This is a genomic window from Streptomyces sp. NPDC054796, assembly GCF_053611545.1.
In genome coordinates this window covers 140064-157986 of sequence record NZ_JBSHAO010000008.1, presented here as the reverse complement: position 1 = coordinate 157986, position 17923 = coordinate 140064, and the positions used below count along the sequence as shown (strand labels likewise).

The following is a 17923-nucleotide window of genomic DNA, read 5'->3' as shown; positions in this document are numbered from 1 at the left end:
ACGGATACGACCGTGCCCCGGCCCGTGCGCGGGCTCGGCGTACTGAGCGGAGTGTGACCATGCGACCCACCATGCGACCCCCGTTCCCCCCGGTCCTCCCCCGAGTGAGGCGTGTGGGGGTGAAGGCTAGTCCCCTGCTCCGACAGACGGGAGGGGGCGGGGGCTGCGGTGACAGAGCTGTGGCCTTGGCCGTGGCCTTGGCGGGGTCACTGGAGGAAGGGCTCGAAGTTCCAGTACGGGCGCTCCCGTTGGCGCGCTGCGACGGTATGGGGGTGTCCGGCGCCGAGGGAGTGGGTCAGGAGCCGGAGGGTGTTCTCCTCGGTCCCGGCCGCCTCTTCCTCCTCCCCCAGGGCCCGCAGGTCGGCGGCGAGGGCGATCCCGCAGGAGAGGGTCAGCGGGTGGTCGGGGCCGAGCATCTGACGGGAGCGCCGCAGCGTGTCCCTGGACAGCTCGCACGCCTCCTCCAGACGCCCGGTGAAGTTGCGCCCTGCCGCCGCGTTCAGGGCGCAGCCCAGTGTCCACGGGTGGTCGTCGCCGAGCAGTGTCCGCAGCCCCACGAGGGCCTGCTCGAACATGTTCAGCGCCCCGCCCTCGTCGCCCTCGGCCCGGAGGGTCAGGCCCAGGTTCGTCAGCATGCCGGTGGCGACCGGGTGCGCTGTGCCCAGCAGTTCGCGGTAGCCGTTCTCCGCCTCGGTGACCAGATCGCGGGCCAGGGCTAGATCGCCGCGCTCGCGCAGGTGGTTGCCGTAGTCGGTCATCACGGCCAGTGTCGTTACGGCGCGGGGGCCGTAGCGGCCCTGGTGCTCGGCGAGCAGGGGGGCCAGTCGCGGGCCGAGGCCCCCGGAGTGGGCGGCCCCCGATCCGGAGTGGCGGCGGCACCGGAGGAGCGTGTGCCGCGCGGACAGGGTCATCGGGTGCTCAGGCCCTAGCGCGCTCTCGTGCAGCCGCAGGGCGATCTGCTGGCGCTCCTCCGCCTCGTGGGGGAAGCCCATGAGGAGCTGGTCCCGTGCGCAGGCGTGGGCGGATTCCAGGGTGGCGGGGTGGTGTGAGCCGAGAGTCTCCTGCCGGGCGTGAAGGGTCTCCATGTCGCTCCGGTACGCCTCCCCATAGCGGCCCAGCAGACGCAGGCCGCTGCCGAGCCCGTGCCGGGCCTCCATCGCGAACGGGTGCTCGGGGTCGAGCCTACGGAGCGTCTCTTCCACAAGTGCGGTCTGCTCCGCGTGGGCCTGCGCGTATCTTCCGCGAAGGTTCAGGTCGGTGAGGTAGCGGCTAGTCAGGGTCAGCCGCACGAGGTGGCCGGTCCCGACTGCCCTCGGCTGTTCAAGTGCGGCGACGTCGAGGTCGTACGCCTCGCGGAAGCGGCCCAGGGCGCGCAGGAGGTCACCTTGCGCGACGGTCAGGTCGAGCATCGGCCCGTCGTCCGGGGCCGTGGCCGCCGCCCACTCCTGGCGCACCCGCGCGGCCAGCTCAGCCCCCTCCTGGAACGCGCCGCTGGAGGCGCAGTAGCGCAGACAGTTCAGGATCAGGTCGCGTACGCGGGTGTCGGTGCCGCTTATCGCCCCGGAGGGGCCGAGATGGGGCAGGAGCGCGGCGTAGAGGGGCCACTGCCGGGTGTCCTCGGGCTCGCCCGGATCGGCTTCCGTGAGCGCGCGAAGCACGACGGCACGGTAGGCCGCGCCGTCCTCGTCGCCGGTCAGCCGTCCGATCATGCTGTGCACCACGTGGTGCATGCGGACGGTCTCCTGCTGCGCGTCCGGCCTGCCGGGGAAGCCGCCGGGGCGCTCCATGGTGAGTATGGAGTAGGTGACGAGGGTGTCCACCGCGCCCTCCCAGTGGGCCGGATCAGTGATCCAGCGCAGGTTCTCCGGCAGTTCGGCGGCCGGGAGCGCGCGCACGAGGCCGATGGGGATGCGGCCCGGCGCGAACGCGGCACACAGCCGGAGGAGTTCGTGGGAGGCGGGCTCGCTGTCCCGTAGCCGGTTGAGCAACAGCGACCATGCCGCGAGTGTGGGCTCGCTGCCCTCCGGGTCCGACGTGCCGTCGCGCAGCCTGCGCAGGTACTCGGCGGCCTCCATGCGGGACTCGGCCAGTATCGCGGCGGCCTGAGTCAGGGCGAGGGGCAGATCCTCCAGCTCGGCGGCGACCTCCTCCGCTTCGTCGGCGCTCAGGTGCGGGGCCCGGCGCAGCAGGTAGCCGGTGGAGTCGGCACGGTCGAAGGCGGGCACCTCGACGACATCGGCCGAGGTCCGCCACGCGCGGTTGCGTGAGGTGATCAGCACCTGTCCGGGCCCGCCCTGCGGCAGCAGCCCGTCCGCGTCCTCCGGTTCCTCCCAGCCGTCGAGTACGAGCAGCCAGCGCCGGTAGGGCTCGCCCGTGCGCAGCGCTTCCCGTACCGCGCGGACGCGCTCGCCGATCTCGGGGCCCGTGTCCAGGTCCAGCGCCACCGCCAGTTCCGCGAGGTGTTCGCGCAGGGTGCCGCGCCGGCCGGCGTCGATCCACCAGACGACGTCGTAGTCGGAGCCGTAGCGGTGCGCGTACTCGACGGCCACCTGCGTCTTGCCGATACCGGCCATCCCGACGAGGGCGCAGACGGAAGCTCCCGGCTCGGCGTCCATCAGGGTGTGGTGCACACGGTTGAGCAGCTCGTCGCGCCCGGTGAAGCGGGTGTTGCGGCGCGGAACCTCGCCCCATACGGCGGGCGGGTCGTTCGGATAGCGCGCGACGACAAGCTCCCGCGGGTGTTCCCCAGCGGTCGCCTCCAGGTCGAGCCGGGCCAGCAGCCTGCGTTCCGCTTCCTCCTTTCCGACGCCCCAGAGGCTCACCGGCAGGAGGACCGCGGCCGCGGCGGGGAGGGGGCGGTCGGTGACGCTGACGGCGGCGAAGCGGTCGGCGTGCGGGGCGACGAGGCCACGCAGCACGTGGTTCCACTCGTCCTCGCGTCGCGGGCCGAGCTGGAAGAACCGGTCGCTGAGGACGAGCAGCACCCGTCCCGTGGCCAGCAGGAGGTCACCGAGCGCGTCCTCCAGCGGCACTTCCCTGGGCGGGTCCCAGCGTTGGAGGGTCACTTGGTGACCGTGGCGCTCCAGTGTGTGGGCGATCCAGGCGGCCCAGGACTGGTGGTAACCAGGAAAGGCCACGACCACGTGCACGACGAAGAACGTTGACCAGCTCGGCCCCGGCCCCGGTTCCGACTCAGGTGCGGGCTCCGGCGCAGGTGCGGGCTCCGATTCAGGTGCGGGCTCCGGTTCCAGCTCCGGTTCCGGCTCAGGTGCGGGCTCCGGTGCGGGCTCCGGCTCGCGGCGCGGTGCCCGGCCGAGCAGTCTCCGCCTCGCCCGCTCCACGAGGCCGGGACGCGGCTCTGCGGCGGCGACGGCCTCGAACTCGGCCTCGGTCTGGGCCTCGGTCTGGGCCTGGGATTCAGCGTCGAAGTCGATCTCCAGCCCGCCGACGAACCCCGTCGGCACCTCCAGCGGAGCGGGTGCGAGCGGGGCGCGGGGCGCGTAGCGGCGTACGACCTGGGCCGGGATCTCCGCGAAGGGCTCGGGCAGCGCGGGGAACGCGTCGTTCTCGGCGCCCCCGGACAGCTCCGGCGCGCCCTCGCCTTCCGCGAGCCGGGCGAGGGCGAGCGCGGGGAAGTTGCGTGTGCCACGGCCGAAGTGCTGTTCCACGTAGGCGGAGCAGAGGCGCAGCACCATCAGCGCGTCCCCCTTGGGCAGCACCCGGAGCAGTGCCTCGCGCACGCCGGGAGCGAACTCGTACCAGCCTTCGGACTCCCCCCGGCGCAGCAGTCCGCTCAGCACCACCTCGGCCAGGACCGAGGGACCGCTGCGCGGCTGGGTCGCGCGCTGGACCATGCGCATCACCGGAAGGGTCAGCGGCACGGCCGAGAGTGCGACGGCCAGTTCGAGCGCGGGCCTGGAGGCCGTCTGCCGGAAGGTGCGCACGAGCCGGCCGGGGTCCGCCTCGCCCGGTGCGGGACGCGGCCCGGCCGAGGGGTGGTCGGAGCGTACCCAGCCCGCTGCGGCGGGCAGGGAGACCCCGGTGGTGCCCGACATCAGCCGCGCCCAGGTCTCCAGCGCGGCCGGGGTGGGGGCGAGTACGGGTACCGGGACCCGCATTCCCGTTCCCGGACCGTGCGCCCCGCCTGGGCCCGCGCCGACGCCCCCGTCCGACTGCCGGAACTCCAGCCTGCCGCCCAGTCCTTCGCGCCGCCGCAGCAGTCCTGCCGAGGCGGGCAGGTGGGTGCGCCCCCACATGCGCTGCGGAAGCGGCTGGACGATGGCGACGGGCGAGGTCCTGGACCAGCGGTGCAGCAGCCGCTGCATCCGGCCCGTACGCCACAGGGGCCCCGCGCAGTCGCTGAGCACGAGGGTGAGCTGCCGCCCCGTGGGGTCGCGCAGCAGCTCCGGGGCGCGCGGCCGTCGGCCGGGGTCCCAGTCGCGGCTCACGGTGGCCGCGCCGCTGTCGTCCATGTGCACGTAGTGCACCAGCACTTCGCGGAAGACGCCGGTCCCCTCGCAGAGTCTCCGCAGGTCGGCGAGGGTCGCCGTCCACACGGCCGTCGAGGTGGAGACGTCCATCAGCAGTTGCAGCCGCGCCTCGCGGCGTCCGCTGTCCTGGAGCACGGGCAGCAGCAGCCCGCTCAGTGCCGCGCGCTCCGCCGTGGCCTGCTCGTCGAGCTGCTGGAGCGCCATGTGGACGGGCGGGCGGTAGCGGCGCAGCGGGCGCAGCGCACGCTGCATCGGCAGGGGGTCGGGGAGCGCGGTGGCCCCGGGGGCCCGCACCGGGAAGGGCGCCCGCCCCCCGGCCGGGACGCCCTGTCCGGCGCCGGGGTGGTGCGCGGGGTGCAGCGGCAGCCGCTCGGGAAGGGGCGTCCCGGTGCCCGGCGGCGGGGGTTCGGGCAAGGCGCTGGGCGGGTCGGGCGGCGGCCCCGCCGGTACGTGCCCGCCTCGGTCCGGGTCCTCGCCGCCCGCGCCGCCGCCCCCCGTACCCACCCAGCGCGCCAGCCACAGCGACTCGGCCAGCTCGCGGGGCGTGGGGTCGCCGCCCGCGTCGCGCAGCCGTCCGACCAGCTCCATGAGCGGGTCGGACGGCGCCGAAGACCGGTCCGGGGACGGGGGCAGGGGCGGGGACGTCATCGGCGCGGACCCCTCATCCGTGCGGGCCCGTCATCCGTGCGGGCCCGGCTCGGTCTGGTCCAGTGGCCGCATCAGCAGCTCGGCCAGCCGGTCCCGGTCGGCGGCGCTGTCGAGACCCGCGTGCTGGGTCAGGTAGATCGCGTTCAGCAACTGGTCAGCGGCGCGCAGGGAGCCGGGGCTGCTCTGGAGGAAGTGCCGGATGAGCGCGTCGTTGCGCTCGGGGTCCTCGTCCCCGAAGTGGGCGCGCACCATGGTGCCGAGGCGGTCGGCGCCGTGCGGGTCGTTGCGCGGCGAAGGCAGGTCCAGGTGGAGGCAGCGGCGCAGCAGCGGGGGCGGGAAGTCGCGCTCGCCGTTGCTGGTCATCACCACGAAGGGGAAGGCGCGGCAGCGCACCCTGCCCTCCACGAGCGGTGCCCGGCGGCCGTCGTCGGTGAGCACCTCGACCGTCTCCCGCGCCCCGGACACCCGCTCCAGCTCGGGGACGGCGAACTCGCCCTCCTCCAGCGCGTTCAGCAGGTCGTTGGGGAGGTCGATGTCGCTCTTGTCCAGCTCGTCGACGAGGAGGACGCGCGGGCGCTCGTACGGCAGCAGCGCGGTGCCGAGCGGTCCCAGCCGCAGATAGCGGCCGATGTCCCCGGCCTGCGGTTCCGCCGTACCGGACGGCTCACCCGGCTCCCCCGGCTCGCCCGGCTCGCCGAGCGGCCCCGCCCGCCGGGCCAGTTGCATGTCCTGGAGCCGGGCGATGGCGTCGTACGTGTAGAGCCCGTCGCGCAGCGTGGTCCGGCTGACGATGGGCCAGCGCAGCACCCGGCCCAGCCCTAGTTCGTGGGCGACGGCGTGGGCCAGCGTCGACTTGCCCGAGCCGGGGTCGCCGGTGACCAGCAGGGGCCGCCGGAGGTAGAGCGCGGCGTTGATCAGCTCCAGCTCCTGGGGGCGCCAGGCCAGTCCGCCGGGGCCCCGTGCGCCGTACGTGCCTCTGGTGCCGAGGCGGCGGAGGGACTCGGTGCCCAGGGGCGGTACGTCGCCGAGCGGCGGGCCGCCGTCGAAATCGCGCCAGGGCGGCGGGGGCGGCAGCGCGTCGATGCCGTCGTGCGGCTCGCCGGTGCCCCGGTAGAGCAGCCAGTCGGGGTCGGCCGTGGTCACGGCGCCCTCCTCTGTCGTCTCGTCGATCGGTCGCGTCGAACGTCAGTCGGTCGTGTCGGCCGTCAGTCGGTCGTCCCGGGCCGGTGGCCATCGGGGCGGTGGCCCTCAAGGCGGCCGGTGTGCGTCGTGGCCGACGGGGCTGCCCCGGTCATGGACAGTCCACGACGGTCGCCGGGGGCCCCGGCACGGGGCGGCCCGGATCGTCGAAGAGCAGCGCCAGATGCTCGGCCCAGTAGGCGTCCGCGTCCTCTCCGTTGACCCGCTCCCGCAGCACGCGCAGTTCCTCGGGCAGCGCCCCGGCCCCGCCCGACTGCCGCAGGAGCTTCGCTGTGGCCTCGTGGAGCCGTTCGCACTCGCCGTCGCAGCCGTACGTGTGCCGCGCCGTGCGGTTCCACAGCGCGAGGCCGTGCCCGGCCCTGATCGCCTCCCTGAGCGGGACGACGCTCTCCGAGGCCGGACGGCACAGTACGGGCACCGCGTCGGCCTCGGCCGCGCCGAAGGCGACATCGCCCTCGGCGCGGACGGGCAGCGCCTGCGGACACCGCTCCGTCACCGCCTCCCAGCGGGCCTCCCACGCCGCGTCGGGCGTTCCGCCGGGCGCGGCGCCACGCCTGGCGAGATCGCGGAGGACGACCTGCCGGTGGACGCCGAAGGGACGCTCGGCCGGGTGCGGTCGCATACTGCGCACGACCAGTTGGGCGCGCCAGAGGTGGACGTCGATGTCGAAGTGCTCCACGGGGAGGACGACTTCGAGGCGGGCGCGCCGACGGCCGGTGTCCAGGCGCCCGAACGCGGTGCGCAGCGGCTCGCTCAGCCGGTACGGCAGCTCGTGGAGTGGCGTGCCCTCACCCGATTCGCCCTCCGCCCAGGAGCGCACGCTCTCCGGCCCTTCGGTCCACACCCAGACGCGCCAGTAGAAGCGTCCGCCTCCGGGGTAGTGGGCCGGTTCCAGCTCCACCGCGACGACCGGCCCCTCGTCGCCGGGCCCGGCAGCGCGCTCGGACACGGTGGCCGCTTCGAGGGCCGCACCGCCACGACCGCGCCGCGACGGGCCACCGGCCGGGACCGCGTACGGGCCCGGGTCCGGCACCGGCGCCCCCGGCTCCTCGCGCGCTCCCCGTACCCCCCGTACCCCCGGCCGGGCGAGCACGTTCTCCAGTAGCGCCCGGTGGTGCGGCACCAGTTCCGCCGCGCGGTCGCGGGCCCAGCACTCCAGCCGCTCCACCGGCCCCGCCGCCTCCTCCGGTTCCTCGGCGCGGCAGGTGCGGGCCGCGAGCAGCAGGTAGTGGAGGAAGGACATCTCGTCGCCGGTCTCGTCGCTCTCGTAGAGCCGCCCGTGCCCGTCCCGCCAGGTGCGCGGCGCGACGCCGAGCCACGGCTGCTCCTCGCCGAGCACGGTCCGCAGCACGTCGCCCACGGTGGCGGGATCGCCGGGCCGGGGCAGCGCGGCGAGCAGGGCGAGCGCCCGCGCACGGTCCGACGGACGCCAGCGGCCGTGCTCCGGCTGCACGGGGGTCCAGGCCATGGGGCCGCCGCAGCCGTCGTGCCACTCGTCGTGCGCGCGGATCAGCCGCTCGTACGGGGCGGGGCCCAGCCCGTTCTCGCCGCCCACGGCCTCGGCCGTCTCGAAGCCGCGCAGCGCCGTCGTCGCGATGGCCAGGCCGCCGTCCCTGCCGCGCCGCCGGGCCTTGACGACACCGACGACGGAGCCGTGGTCGCGGTCGACCACCGGGCCGCCTGAGGCCCCGTGCGGGATCTCGGTCTCGGGGCCGAGCATCATGCCGTACGGGCCGTCGGAGCCGGTGATCGCGCAGTTGCCGCTCCACTCCTGGGGCGGCTGGCTCTCCTTGGGGACGCGCCAGCCGTAGGCGGCGACGCGGGCGGGCTTGTCGCCACGGTCGGTCAGCCAGACACAGGGGTGGGGCACGTCGTCCAGCAGCCGTACGAGCGCGAGGTCCTGGTCCTCGTCCTGGGAGGCGGGCAGGCGGTACCCGAGCCGGGCGCCCACCCTCAGCCCGCCCGCGCCGTGCACGGCGAAGGGGAGGCCGCCGTCCGGGCCGAGCCGTTCGCGCACCACGTGGAGGCAGGTCAGCACCCAGCCGGGGGCGACGAAGAAGCCGCTGCCCCACAGCGTGCCGTCCGCGTCCTCGGGGCCGATCCGCACGGTCGCCCTGCGGGCCAGCGCCTCCAGTCGGGCGCCGGTCATCCCGCCGAACCGGCGCCGCGGCGGTCACCGTCGCCGCGACCGTCGTCGTTGCCGCGGCCGTCGTCGTTGCCACGGCTGTCGCGGCCGTCGTCGTCGCGACGGCCGTCGCGGCCCGGGCGCCAGGTGAGGGTGACCGAGACCGACGCCTTCGCCTCGCCGTCGGCCAGCATCGCGACGGCCTTGCCCGGCTTGGCCACCAGCTCGACGCCGAAGGTCGCGGTGACCTCGTCCGGGGACGCGGCGCGTGCCGCGTCGAGCACGGCGGAGCCGACGCCCGTGATGACGTCGTTGAGCGCGTCGATGCGCGAGGTGAGAGTGTCCAGGGCGCCGACGTCGTCGTACGCGAACTCGTCCTCGTCGGCGCTCGGCGGGATCTCGTCGGGTTCGAGCACGCTGACGCGGGCGAGCACCGTCGTGCCGTCCGGCAGCAGGATCTCCTTGATCTCGCGATCCATCGCGTCCCCCGTCTCCCTGTGCGCCCCGCGCCTGTGCGTCCGGCCCCGTTCACGCCAACGGGGCCGTTCCCTGGCCGCGTTGACGGGCGTCCAGGCTACTGCGCGGGGTGACAGTGATCGACCCCTTCGAGCGGGGGCCGCGACCCCCGCCGGGGGACGGAGCGGAACGGGTGCCCCCGCCCCGCATACCCTGGAGCGGAACCATCCCCGGGCATTCCAGGAGCACCCGTGTACTTCACCGACCGCGGCATCGAGGAGCTGGAGAAGCGGCGCGGCGAGCAGGAGGTCACCTTCGAGTGGCTGGCCGAGCAACTGCGGACCTTCGTCGATCTGAACCCGGACTTCGAGGTCCCGGTCGAGCGCCTCGCGACATGGCTGGCACGGCTGGACGACGAGGACGAGGACGAGGAGTAGAAGGCTCGGCGGCGCCCCTTGCCGAGGCGGGCAACGCGACATATCGTGTCGAGTGAGAGACGCGATATGTCGTCGTGTGTCCATGCCTACTCAGGGGGAGGCCGTCGTGCCCGCCGATCGCTCGTGGCAGATCTCCACGCCGCAGACCCTCGATTTCGACGCGCCCGTCGACGAGCTGCACGTACGGGTCGTGAACGGCACCGTGAACGTCGTCGGCACCACCGGGCCAGGCGCCCGGATCGAGATCGCGGAGGTGAAGGGGCCGCCGCTGGTGGTCGAGCGGACGGGCGGCACGCTGAGCGTCGCGTACGAGGATCTGCCGTGGAAGGGCTTCCTCAAGTGGCTGGACCGCAAGGGCTGGCACCGCCGGGCCGTCATCTCCGTCTCCGTGCCCGCGGGCGCGCGGCTGAGCGTCGGCGCCGTGGGGGCCTGCGCCGTCGTCTCGGGAATGGAAGGGAACACGGACGTGCGAGGAGTATCGGGCGAGACCACCCTGGTCGGTCTGTCGGGTCCGGTGCGCGCCGACACCGTCTCGGGCAACGTCGAGGCGCAGTCGCTCAGCGGCACGCTCCGCTTCAACTCCGTCTCCGGGGACCTCACCGTCATCGACGGCGGCGGGACCTCGCTCAACGCCGACTCCGTCAGCGGTGACATGGTCCTCGACCTCGCGCCCGAGCCGGGGCGGCCGGACGAGCCCACGGACATCAGGCTCACCACGGTCTCCGGGGACGTGGCCCTGCGGCTGCCCCGGCGCCCCGTCGACGCCACGGTGGAGGCCAACACCACCAGCGGCGTCCTCTCCAACGCCTTCGACGAGCTGCGGGTCGACGGCCAGTGGGGCGCCAAGCGGGTGACCGGCGTCCTCGGCGACGGCAGCGGCAGGCTCAAGGCCACCACCATCTCCGGCTCCATCGCCCTCCTCCGCCGCCCCGCCCAGGCGGATCCCGAAACCGACCCTGGAACCGGCTCCGGTCCCGGTCCCGGCCCCGCCGACGACGTCTCCCCCACCCTCACCAAGGACGTGTGACATGGCCCCCGTCTTCGCCCACGGCAGGCTCCGCCTCTACCTCCTCAAGCTGCTCGACGAGGCACCCCGGCACGGTTACGAGGTGATCCGTCTCCTGGAGGAGCGCTTCCAGGGGCTGTACGCGCCCTCCGCCGGAACCGTCTATCCCCGGCTGGCGAAACTGGAGGCCGAGGGCCTGGTGAACCACACCACCGAGGGCGGCAGAAAGGTTTACTCGATCACCGACGCGGGCCGCGCCGAACTCGCCGACCGGCAGGGGGAACTGGCCGAGCTGGAGGTCGAGATCCGCGAGTCGCTGGCCGCACTCGCCGCCGACATCCGCGAGGACGTCAGCGGTTCGGCCCGCGATCTGCGCCGCGAGATGCGCGAGCAGGCGCGGCACGCCCGCGCTTCCGGGGGCGCGGGTATGGGTGCAGGCGCGGGCGGCGCGGGAGCGCCCTGGGAGGGCTGGGGCGACAAGGAGGGCTGGCGACAGGCGAAGGAGGAGATGCGGCGCGCCAAGGAGGAGTGGAAGGAGCAGGCGCGCAAGGCCAAGCGCGAGACGCAGCAGGCCCAGCGTCAGGCCAAGGAGGCCGAGGCGCGCGCGGAGGCGGCGGAGGAGGTCCGTCGCATCGCCCGCCAGGTGCAGGACCAAGTGCAGTCGCGGGCCCGCGCGGGGGACTGGCCCGGCGCGGTGCGCGAGGGCATGTCCCAGCTCGCGCGCGAGATGGGCAACCTGGGCCGTATCACCGGGTACTCGACGGCCTGGCCGCCGTACATCAAGCCGGATCCGGCGCCGGGGGCGGAGGGCGCGGGTCCCGCCGAGGGGTGGCAGGGGCACGACACCTGGGCCGAGGAGGACGACGCGTCCGGCGAGAGCCCGTCCCGCACGCTCGAACGCCTCCTCGACCGCTTCCGCGACGAGGTCCGCGACGCGGCCCGCGACCACGGCGTCACACCGGAGCAACTGCGTGAGGCACGGCGCCATCTGTCCACGGCTGCGGCGCACATCGGCGTGCTGCTTCGCGATTCGGAGGGCAGCGACGGCCCCGGTCCAGGTGACGGGACCCCCTAACTCGACCTCCGCCCCGTGGCGCGCAGGATTGCCCCTTCACGGGGGTGTTGCGCGGGACGGGTCCCCTTCGCGGGGGGCGGAAGGAAACGGGGGGTAGGCCCTTCACGGGGGTGTTGCGCGGGACGGTTGGCCGGTGTGGTGCGCGCTGTAGGGTCCCGCGCTGATTTTTGCGCCGTGGCACGCCTGGGCGGGGCCCCCTGCGCTGGGCTGGGCGCCGTTTCCGGGTGCGGGCCGGTGGCTACGGCGCGGCCTATGGACCGGTAGTACGCGGCTGGCGCCGCGTGATTCTTGGTGCCCGACGGTGGCCGTGTGGGGTGCGTGGGTGGGGGGTGTCCGGTGCCGCGGTGGGGTGTCTCCTCGGCGTGAAGCTTTCGTTTTCGACTTTCCGCCGTCGTTCGTCTCGACCTGCGGGGACACCCCACCGCGTCCCCGTCCCGCCGGTGGCCCACCTCCACTCCGGGTGCGCCAATGCCCACCCCCGGCGCGGGACCTGCGGTCCCCACTCCACGGGGCAACCCGTCCCGCGCAACACCCCCGGTGCAGGGGGCGCCTACCCGATTGCCCCCTGGGGTTTCGTACGCGTGCTGCGGGCCGGTGGCACGGGTTGTGCCCACCCTCCCCCAGCTACCGCTGGGAGGTGCCCCCTCGCCGAGCGGGACGCTTGCCCACAACAGGGGTAGCTGGGCTGAGCCCAGCGGGTGCGGCACGGGGGCGGGCCCGCAACAGTGGGGCACCGTGGCAGGGGCGGAGCCCCTCCGGCGCGGAGCCGGAGTCGGGCGCACGGTGCTGGCGAGGATGTCGTCCACAGCATGGGAACAACGGGAGGGGCCACCGGCCGAGAGTTGGCCACCGAGCGGGAGGGGACGTGGTGGGGTGTCCCCGCAGGTCGAGAAAGTCACCGGCGGAAAGCCGTAAACGAGACCTTCACGCCGAGGAGACACCCCACCGCGGCACCGACCCCCACCACACAGCAACCCCACACGGCCACCGGCACAAGCCAAGAACCACGCGGCGCCAGCCGCGTCGTACCGGTCCATACGCCGCGCCGTAGCCACCGGCCCGCACCCGAACACGGCGCCCAGCCCAGCGCAGCGCCCCGTGCCACGGCGCAAAAATCAGCGCGGGACCCTACGGCACCCACCACACCGGCCAACCGTCCCGCGCAACACCCCCGACGAACCGGCAACCCCCCCGTTCCCTTCCGCACCCCGCGAAGGGGACCCGCACCCCAACGGGCTGACCGCTACAGCGGCTCACGGGCTGTGCCCGCGCCCCCACCCCCACCCCCACCCCCACCTCCGCCCCCGCCCAGGACCGCCGCGCGGCAAGCGGCCGGTGTGCCCCACGCGCCGCGCAGGGCGCGGGCCTTGCGGAGGTGGAGCGTCAGGTCGTACTCGTCGGTGTAGCCGAGGGCCCCGTGGACCTGGAGCGCCGTACGGGCCGCGCCGTACGCCGCGTCGGAGCAGGCCGCCTTGGCTGCGGGCAGGTCCGGGGACCCCGTGTCGCCGCGGGCGAGGGCGACGGCGGCCCCGTACAGCAGCGGCCCGGCGAACTCCAGCTCCACGGCGACCGTGGCCAGCATGTGCTTGACCGCCTGGAAGGACCCGATGGGGCGCCCGAACTGCGTGCGGCGCGCGGCGTGCTCCACGCTGCCGTCCAGCAGCGCGCGCCCCGCGCCCAGCGCCTGCGCTGCGGTCAGCAGGGTCGCGAGGGAGCGGAGCCGTACGGTGTCGGCGGCCACGGTGCCGCCGGGGGCGGGGACGCAGCGCGTCAGGCGGCGTACCGGGTCGATGGAGTCGCGGGGTGCGCCCTCGGGTGCCGCGAGGCGCAGGACGTGGGGCGCACCCGCGAACACCGGCCCGGTGCCCCCCTCGTCGTCGCCGGGTGCCCGTTCCAGGACGAACGCCGCATCGGCGAGGTGTGCGTCGAGTGCGTACGGGCCCGCCGGGTCGGCGACCGTGAGCAGCGCGTCCCCGGCCATGGCGGGCCCCAGCCAGGGCGCGGCGGCCAGGGCGCCGTCCCCCGCGTCGCCGGCGGCACCCAGCGCGGCGGCCACGGCGACCGTCTCCACGACGGGGCCCGGAACGCCCGCGCGGCCCAGTTCGAAGAAGGCGGAGGCGAGTTCGGGCGGGCGGTGGCCCAGGCCCTCGCGGGCGGCGGGGACTGCGAGGGCCACGAGGCCCGTGTCGGCCAGGGAGCGCCAGAGGCGGCGGCCCGGTTCCGGGTCGCCCGCCGCCCAGGCGCGGGCCGCCTTCAGCGGTGCGGCGTCCGCGAGGAGGCGGCGCAGCGTCGACACGTAGGCGCGGTGGTCCTCGTCGGGGTGGAAGTCCATGGCCGCTCAGCGCCCCTTCGGCAGGCCGAGCAGGCGCTCGGCGATGATGTCGCGCTGGATCTCGTTCGTACCGGCGTAGACGGGACCGGCGAGCGCGAACACCCAGCCGTCCATCCAGCCGCGCGTCCAGTCGTCCGTCCGCGTCCAGTCGTCCGTCCACGCGCCGTCGCCCTCCGGCCCGCCCTGCGGCCCGCGCCCCGGCTCCTCCGCCGCGAACTCCCCCTCCGGACCCAGGAGGTCGAGCGCGGTCTCGTGCAGGGCGATGTCCAGCTCGGACCAGAAGACCTTGTTCATGGAGGCCGCCGCGCCCGCGCGCGCCGCCGCCTCCGCTCCCGCCTCCGGGCGCGACACCGCCGCGTACCCCGCGAGCTGGTAGGCACGGGCCCGTATCCAGGCGTCGGCCACGCGGTCGCGCGTCGCGGTGTCGCGCGGGTCGCCGGCGCGGTGCCAGAGCGCGGCCAGGCGCGAGGCCGACGCCGTGAACCGGCCGGGCGAGCGCAGCGTCACCCCGCGCTCGTTGCCCGCCGTGGACATCGCGGCGCGCCAGCCCTGCCCTGCTTCGCCGATGACGTCCTCGTCGGGCACGAAGACCTGGTCGAGGAACAGCTCGGCGAAGGCGGGCCGCCCGTCGAGGCGGCCGATGGGGCGTACGGTGACGCCGGGCGCGGAGAGCGGGAACATCAGATAGGTCAGGCCGCGGTGGCGGGACTGCTCGGGGTCCGTGCGGAAGAGGCCGAAGGCGCGGTCGGCGAACGCGGCGCGCGAGGACCACGTCTTCTGGCCGCTCAGCAGCCAGCCGCCCGTGGTGCGTTCGGCTGTGGAGCGCAGCGACGCCAGGTCGGAACCGGCCTCCGGCTCCGACCACGCCTGCGCCCAGACCGTCTCGCCCGAGGCCATGGGCGGCAGCAGACGGGCCAGCTGGCCCGGCGTGCCGTGCGCGAAGAGGGTGGGGGCCAGCAGGCTGATGCCGTTCTGGCTGACGCGGCCCGGCGCGCCCGCCGCGTAGTACTCCTCCTCGAAGATCAGCCATTCGGTGAGCGACGCGTCCCTGCCGCCGTACGCGCGGGGCCAGCCGACCACCGACCAGCCGCCCTCGTGCAGCTCCCGCTCCCACTCCCGGTGCGCTGCGAAGCCCTCCTCGGTCTCCAGCGAGTGCAGGGGCGTACGGGGCACGTGCGCCGCCAGCCAGGCGCGGGCCTCGGCCCTGAAGGCGTCCTCGGCCTCGGTGAAGTCGAGATCCATGACGGGGTGCTCGCCTCCTTCCCTAACAAGTGTTTGGTAGATTAACGTGGCCGCCAGCGGCCCGTCGAGAGGCCGACGTCCAGAGACGCACGCCCGACGCGCGACGCCCGACGCGCGAAGCGAGGGGAGCGGCACACATGACGGACACCCCGGAGCCCCGGAGCGGCGCGCGGGCCCCCTCCTACGTACCGGCGCACGGCCTGCTCACAGGCCGCACCGTCGTCGTCACCGCGGCGGCGGGCAGCGGCATCGGCGGGGCCACGGCGCGGCGCGTCCTGGAGGAGGGCGCCGAGGCGGTCGTCGTCGGCGACACCCACGAGCGGCGACTGCGCGAGACCGAGGAGTCGCTGGCCGGGGAGTTCGGCGACGGGCGCGTCAGCGCGCTGCGCTGCGACGTCACCCGTGAGGAGGAGGTGACGGCGCTGCTGGACCTGTGCGTGCGGCGCTACGGGCGGCTCGACGTCCTCGTCAACAACGCCGGGCTCGGCGGCACTGCCGACCTCGTCGACATGACCGACGACCAGTGGAGCAGGGTCCTGGACGTCACCCTGAACGGCACGTTCCGCTGCACCCGCGCCGCCCTGCGCGTCATGCGGGAACAGCCGGGGCCGCGGCGGGGCGTGATCGTCAACAACGCCTCGGTCGTGGGCTGGCGCGCGCAGCGCGGGCAGGCGCACTACGCCGCAGCGAAAGCGGGCGTGATGGCGCTGACGCGCTGCGCCGCGGCGGAGGCCGCCGAGTACGGCGTCCGCGTCAACGCCGTCTCCCCCAGCCTGGCCATGCACCCGCATCTGGTGAAGGTGACCACCCCGGAGCTGCTGGCGGAGCTGACCGCCAAGGAGGCGTTCGGGAGGTACGCGGAGCCGTGGGAGGTGGCCAACGTGATCGTCTTCCTCGCGGGCGACTACGCCTCGTACATGACGGGCGAGACCGTGGCGGTCAGCAGCCAGCGGGCCTGACGCACGCGCCGCGCCGTGCTGGGCGGGCCCGCCAGGTACCGCGCTGCCCCCGAGGACACCCCGAGGACAATGGACCCATGCCGACGAAGAAGACTCCCGCCGCGAACGCCGCCCGCCCCCGGCGCTCCGAACTGCTGGCCACGGCCGCCGAGGTGTTCGCCGAGCAGGGCTACGACGCGACCACCGTCCGCACCATCGCGGACCGCGCCGGGATGCTCGCCGGGAGCCTCTACTACCACTTCGACTCCAAGGAGTCGATGGCGGACGAGATCCTCAGCTCCTTCCTCACCGAGCTGTGGGAGGGCTACGAACGCGTCGAGGACGCCGGGCTCGCGCCGCGTGCCACGTTCGAGGGACTTGTCGCGGAGTCCTTCCGTCAGATGGACAGGCACCGCCCGGCCGTCGCGCTCTACCAGAAGGAGGCGCGGCGGCTGTCGGCGCTGCCGCGGTTCGCGTATCTCTCCGACTCGCAGCAGCGCTTCCAGAAGCTGTGGACGCGGACGCTGGAGCGCGGCGTCGAGGAGGGCGGCTTCCGCGCCGACCTCGACGTTCCGCTCGCGTACCGCTTCGTGCGGGACACCGTCTGGGTCGCCGCGGTCTGGTACCGGCCCGGCGGGCGCAAGAGCGCGGCGCAGATCGCCGCGCAGTACACGTCGATGGTGCTCGACGGCATCGCCGCCGACACCGGCGAAGGCACCTGAACAGCGCAGCATCCACATGGGCACCCACTGACCCGAGACCCGAGGAGTGTGAGCGCGATGGCGCGCGGCGGCGGAGCAGGCGAGGCGTACGTGGTCGAGGCGGTGCGCACCCCCGTCGGCAAGCGGGGCGGCGCCCTGTCGGGCGTCCACCCGGCGGACTTGGGCGCGCATGTGCTCGGCACGCTGATGGAACGCTCGGGCGCCGATCCGGAGGCCGTCGAGGACGTCGTCTTCGGCTGCCTGGACACGGTGGGCCCGCAGGCGGGCGACATCGCGCGGACGAGCTGGCTGGCGGCCGGGCTGCCCGAGTCCGTCCCCGGGGTCACCGTGGACCGGCAGTGCGGTTCGTCGCAGCAGGCGGTGCACTTCGCCGCGCAGGCGGTCCTGTCGGGCACGGCCGAGCTGGTGGTCGCGGGCGGCGTGCAGAACATGTCGCAGGTCCCGATCGCCTACGCCTCGCGCGAGGCGGCCGTACCCCTGGGCCTCACGGAGGGCCCGTTCCACGGCTCACGGGGCTGGCGGGCCCGCTACGGGGACGCGCCCGTCGACCAGTTCAACGGCGCGGAGATGATCGCGCGGCAGTGGGACATCTCGCGCGAGGACATGGAGCGGTGGGCGCTGCGCTCGCACCGCCGCGCCGTGGAGGCGATCGACGGGGGACGTTTCGCGCGGGAGACGGTGCCCTACGGGGACCACGCGACGGACGAGGGGCCGCGCCGTGACACGAGCGCGGAGAAGATGGCGGGGCTCAGCACCCTGGTCGAGGGCGGGCGGCTGACCGCGGCCGTGTCATCGCAGATATCCGACGCGGCCTCGGCCGTGCTGCTGGCCTCCGAGGAGGCCGTCCGCGTCCACGGGCTCACCCCGCGTGCCCGCGTCCACCAGCTGTCCGTGCGCGGCGAGGATCCGCTGCGGATGCTCTCGGCGCCGATCCCGGCGACCGCGCACGCGCTGAGGAAGGCCGGGATGACGATGGACGACATCGATCTGGTCGAGATCAACGAGGCGTTCGCTTCCGTCGTGCTGGCCTGGCTCCACGAGACGGGCTGCGACCCGGACAAGGTCAATGTGAACGGCGGCGCCATCGCGCTCGGGCATCCCCTGGGCGCCACGGGGACGAAGCTGCTGACGACGCTGCTGCACGAACTGGAGCGCACCGGCGGCCGTTACGGCCTCCAGACCATGTGCGAGGGCGGCGGCCAGGCGAACGTCACCATCATCGAGCGGCTGTAGCGCCCTCGCCCCTCGCCCC

12 protein-coding genes are annotated in these 17923 nt (G+C 74.6%); 6 read left to right on the top strand and 6 right to left on the bottom strand.

Annotated features, from left to right (window positions below; translation table 11 throughout):
* Positions 1–206 precede the first annotated feature (206 nt).
* From fxsT to ACWGJ2_RS09615, 4 genes are all read right to left on the bottom strand, one after another.
* Positions 207–5138 (bottom strand): FxSxx-COOH system tetratricopeptide repeat protein, encoded by a 4932-nt coding sequence (fxsT, locus tag ACWGJ2_RS09630; protein ID WP_453345449.1) that lies wholly within the window; start codon positions 5136–5138, stop codon positions 207–209.
* Positions 5139–5168: 30 nt separating this feature from the next.
* A complete protein-coding gene (locus ACWGJ2_RS09625; protein ID WP_453345448.1) occupies positions 5169–6281 on the bottom strand; it encodes an AAA family ATPase in 1113 nt (370 codons plus the stop codon).
* Positions 6282–6429: 148 nt separating this feature from the next.
* Positions 6430–8487, bottom strand: coding sequence for a VMAP-C domain-containing protein (locus tag ACWGJ2_RS09620; RefSeq protein WP_453345447.1), 2058 nt, complete (start codon positions 8485–8487; stop codon positions 6430–6432).
* Positions 8484–8942, bottom strand: coding sequence for a CU044_2847 family protein (locus tag ACWGJ2_RS09615; RefSeq protein ID WP_453345446.1), 459 nt, complete (start codon positions 8940–8942; stop codon positions 8484–8486). The genes ACWGJ2_RS09620 and ACWGJ2_RS09615 overlap by 4 nt, the downstream gene beginning before the upstream one ends.
* A 228-nt stretch (positions 8943–9170) precedes the next feature.
* Here ACWGJ2_RS09615 and ACWGJ2_RS09610 point away from each other — a divergent pair, with 228 nt between their 5' ends.
* From ACWGJ2_RS09610 to ACWGJ2_RS09600, 3 genes are all read left to right on the top strand, one after another.
* Positions 9171–9356, top strand: coding sequence for a DUF6104 family protein (locus tag ACWGJ2_RS09610; RefSeq protein WP_453345445.1), 186 nt, complete (start codon positions 9171–9173; stop codon positions 9354–9356).
* A gap of 106 nt (positions 9357–9462) precedes the next feature.
* Positions 9463–10383, top strand: coding sequence for a DUF4097 family beta strand repeat-containing protein (locus tag ACWGJ2_RS09605; protein ID WP_453345444.1), 921 nt, complete (start codon positions 9463–9465; stop codon positions 10381–10383).
* A 1-nt stretch (position 10384) separates the two neighbouring features.
* The gene (locus ACWGJ2_RS09600; protein WP_453345443.1) at positions 10385–11437 is read left to right on the top strand and encodes a PadR family transcriptional regulator; all 1053 of its coding nucleotides are present in this window, start codon (positions 10385–10387) and stop codon (positions 11435–11437) included.
* Positions 11438–12680: 1243 nt separating this feature from the next.
* On the opposite strand, the gene ACWGJ2_RS09595 is transcribed toward ACWGJ2_RS09600, so the two are convergent.
* Positions 12681–13769, bottom strand: a complete 1089-nt coding sequence (locus ACWGJ2_RS09595) for an acyl-CoA dehydrogenase family protein (RefSeq protein WP_453345442.1) — start codon at positions 13767–13769, stop codon at positions 12681–12683.
* A gap of 6 nt (positions 13770–13775) precedes the next feature.
* Entirely contained in the window at positions 13776–15011 is a 1236-nt protein-coding gene (locus tag ACWGJ2_RS09590; RefSeq protein WP_453345441.1) for an acyl-CoA dehydrogenase family protein, read from the bottom strand.
* Between the two features lie 137 nt (positions 15012–15148).
* Here ACWGJ2_RS09590 and ACWGJ2_RS09585 point away from each other — a divergent pair, with 137 nt between their 5' ends.
* The 3 genes from ACWGJ2_RS09585 (at position 15149) to ACWGJ2_RS09575 (ending at position 17904) form a co-directional block, all read left to right on the top strand.
* Positions 15149–15970: an SDR family oxidoreductase gene (locus ACWGJ2_RS09585; protein WP_453345440.1), complete on the top strand. Its 822-nt coding sequence runs from the start codon at positions 15149–15151 to the stop codon at positions 15968–15970.
* Positions 15971–16047: 77 nt separating this feature from the next.
* Complete coding sequence (locus ACWGJ2_RS09580; RefSeq protein ID WP_453345439.1) at positions 16048–16671, top strand: TetR/AcrR family transcriptional regulator; 624 nt, start codon at positions 16048–16050, stop codon at positions 16669–16671.
* Positions 16672–16728: 57 nt separating this feature from the next.
* Positions 16729–17904: an acetyl-CoA C-acetyltransferase gene (locus tag ACWGJ2_RS09575; RefSeq protein ID WP_453345438.1), complete on the top strand. Its 1176-nt coding sequence runs from the start codon at positions 16729–16731 to the stop codon at positions 17902–17904.
* The last annotated feature ends 19 nt before the right edge of the window (positions 17905–17923 follow it).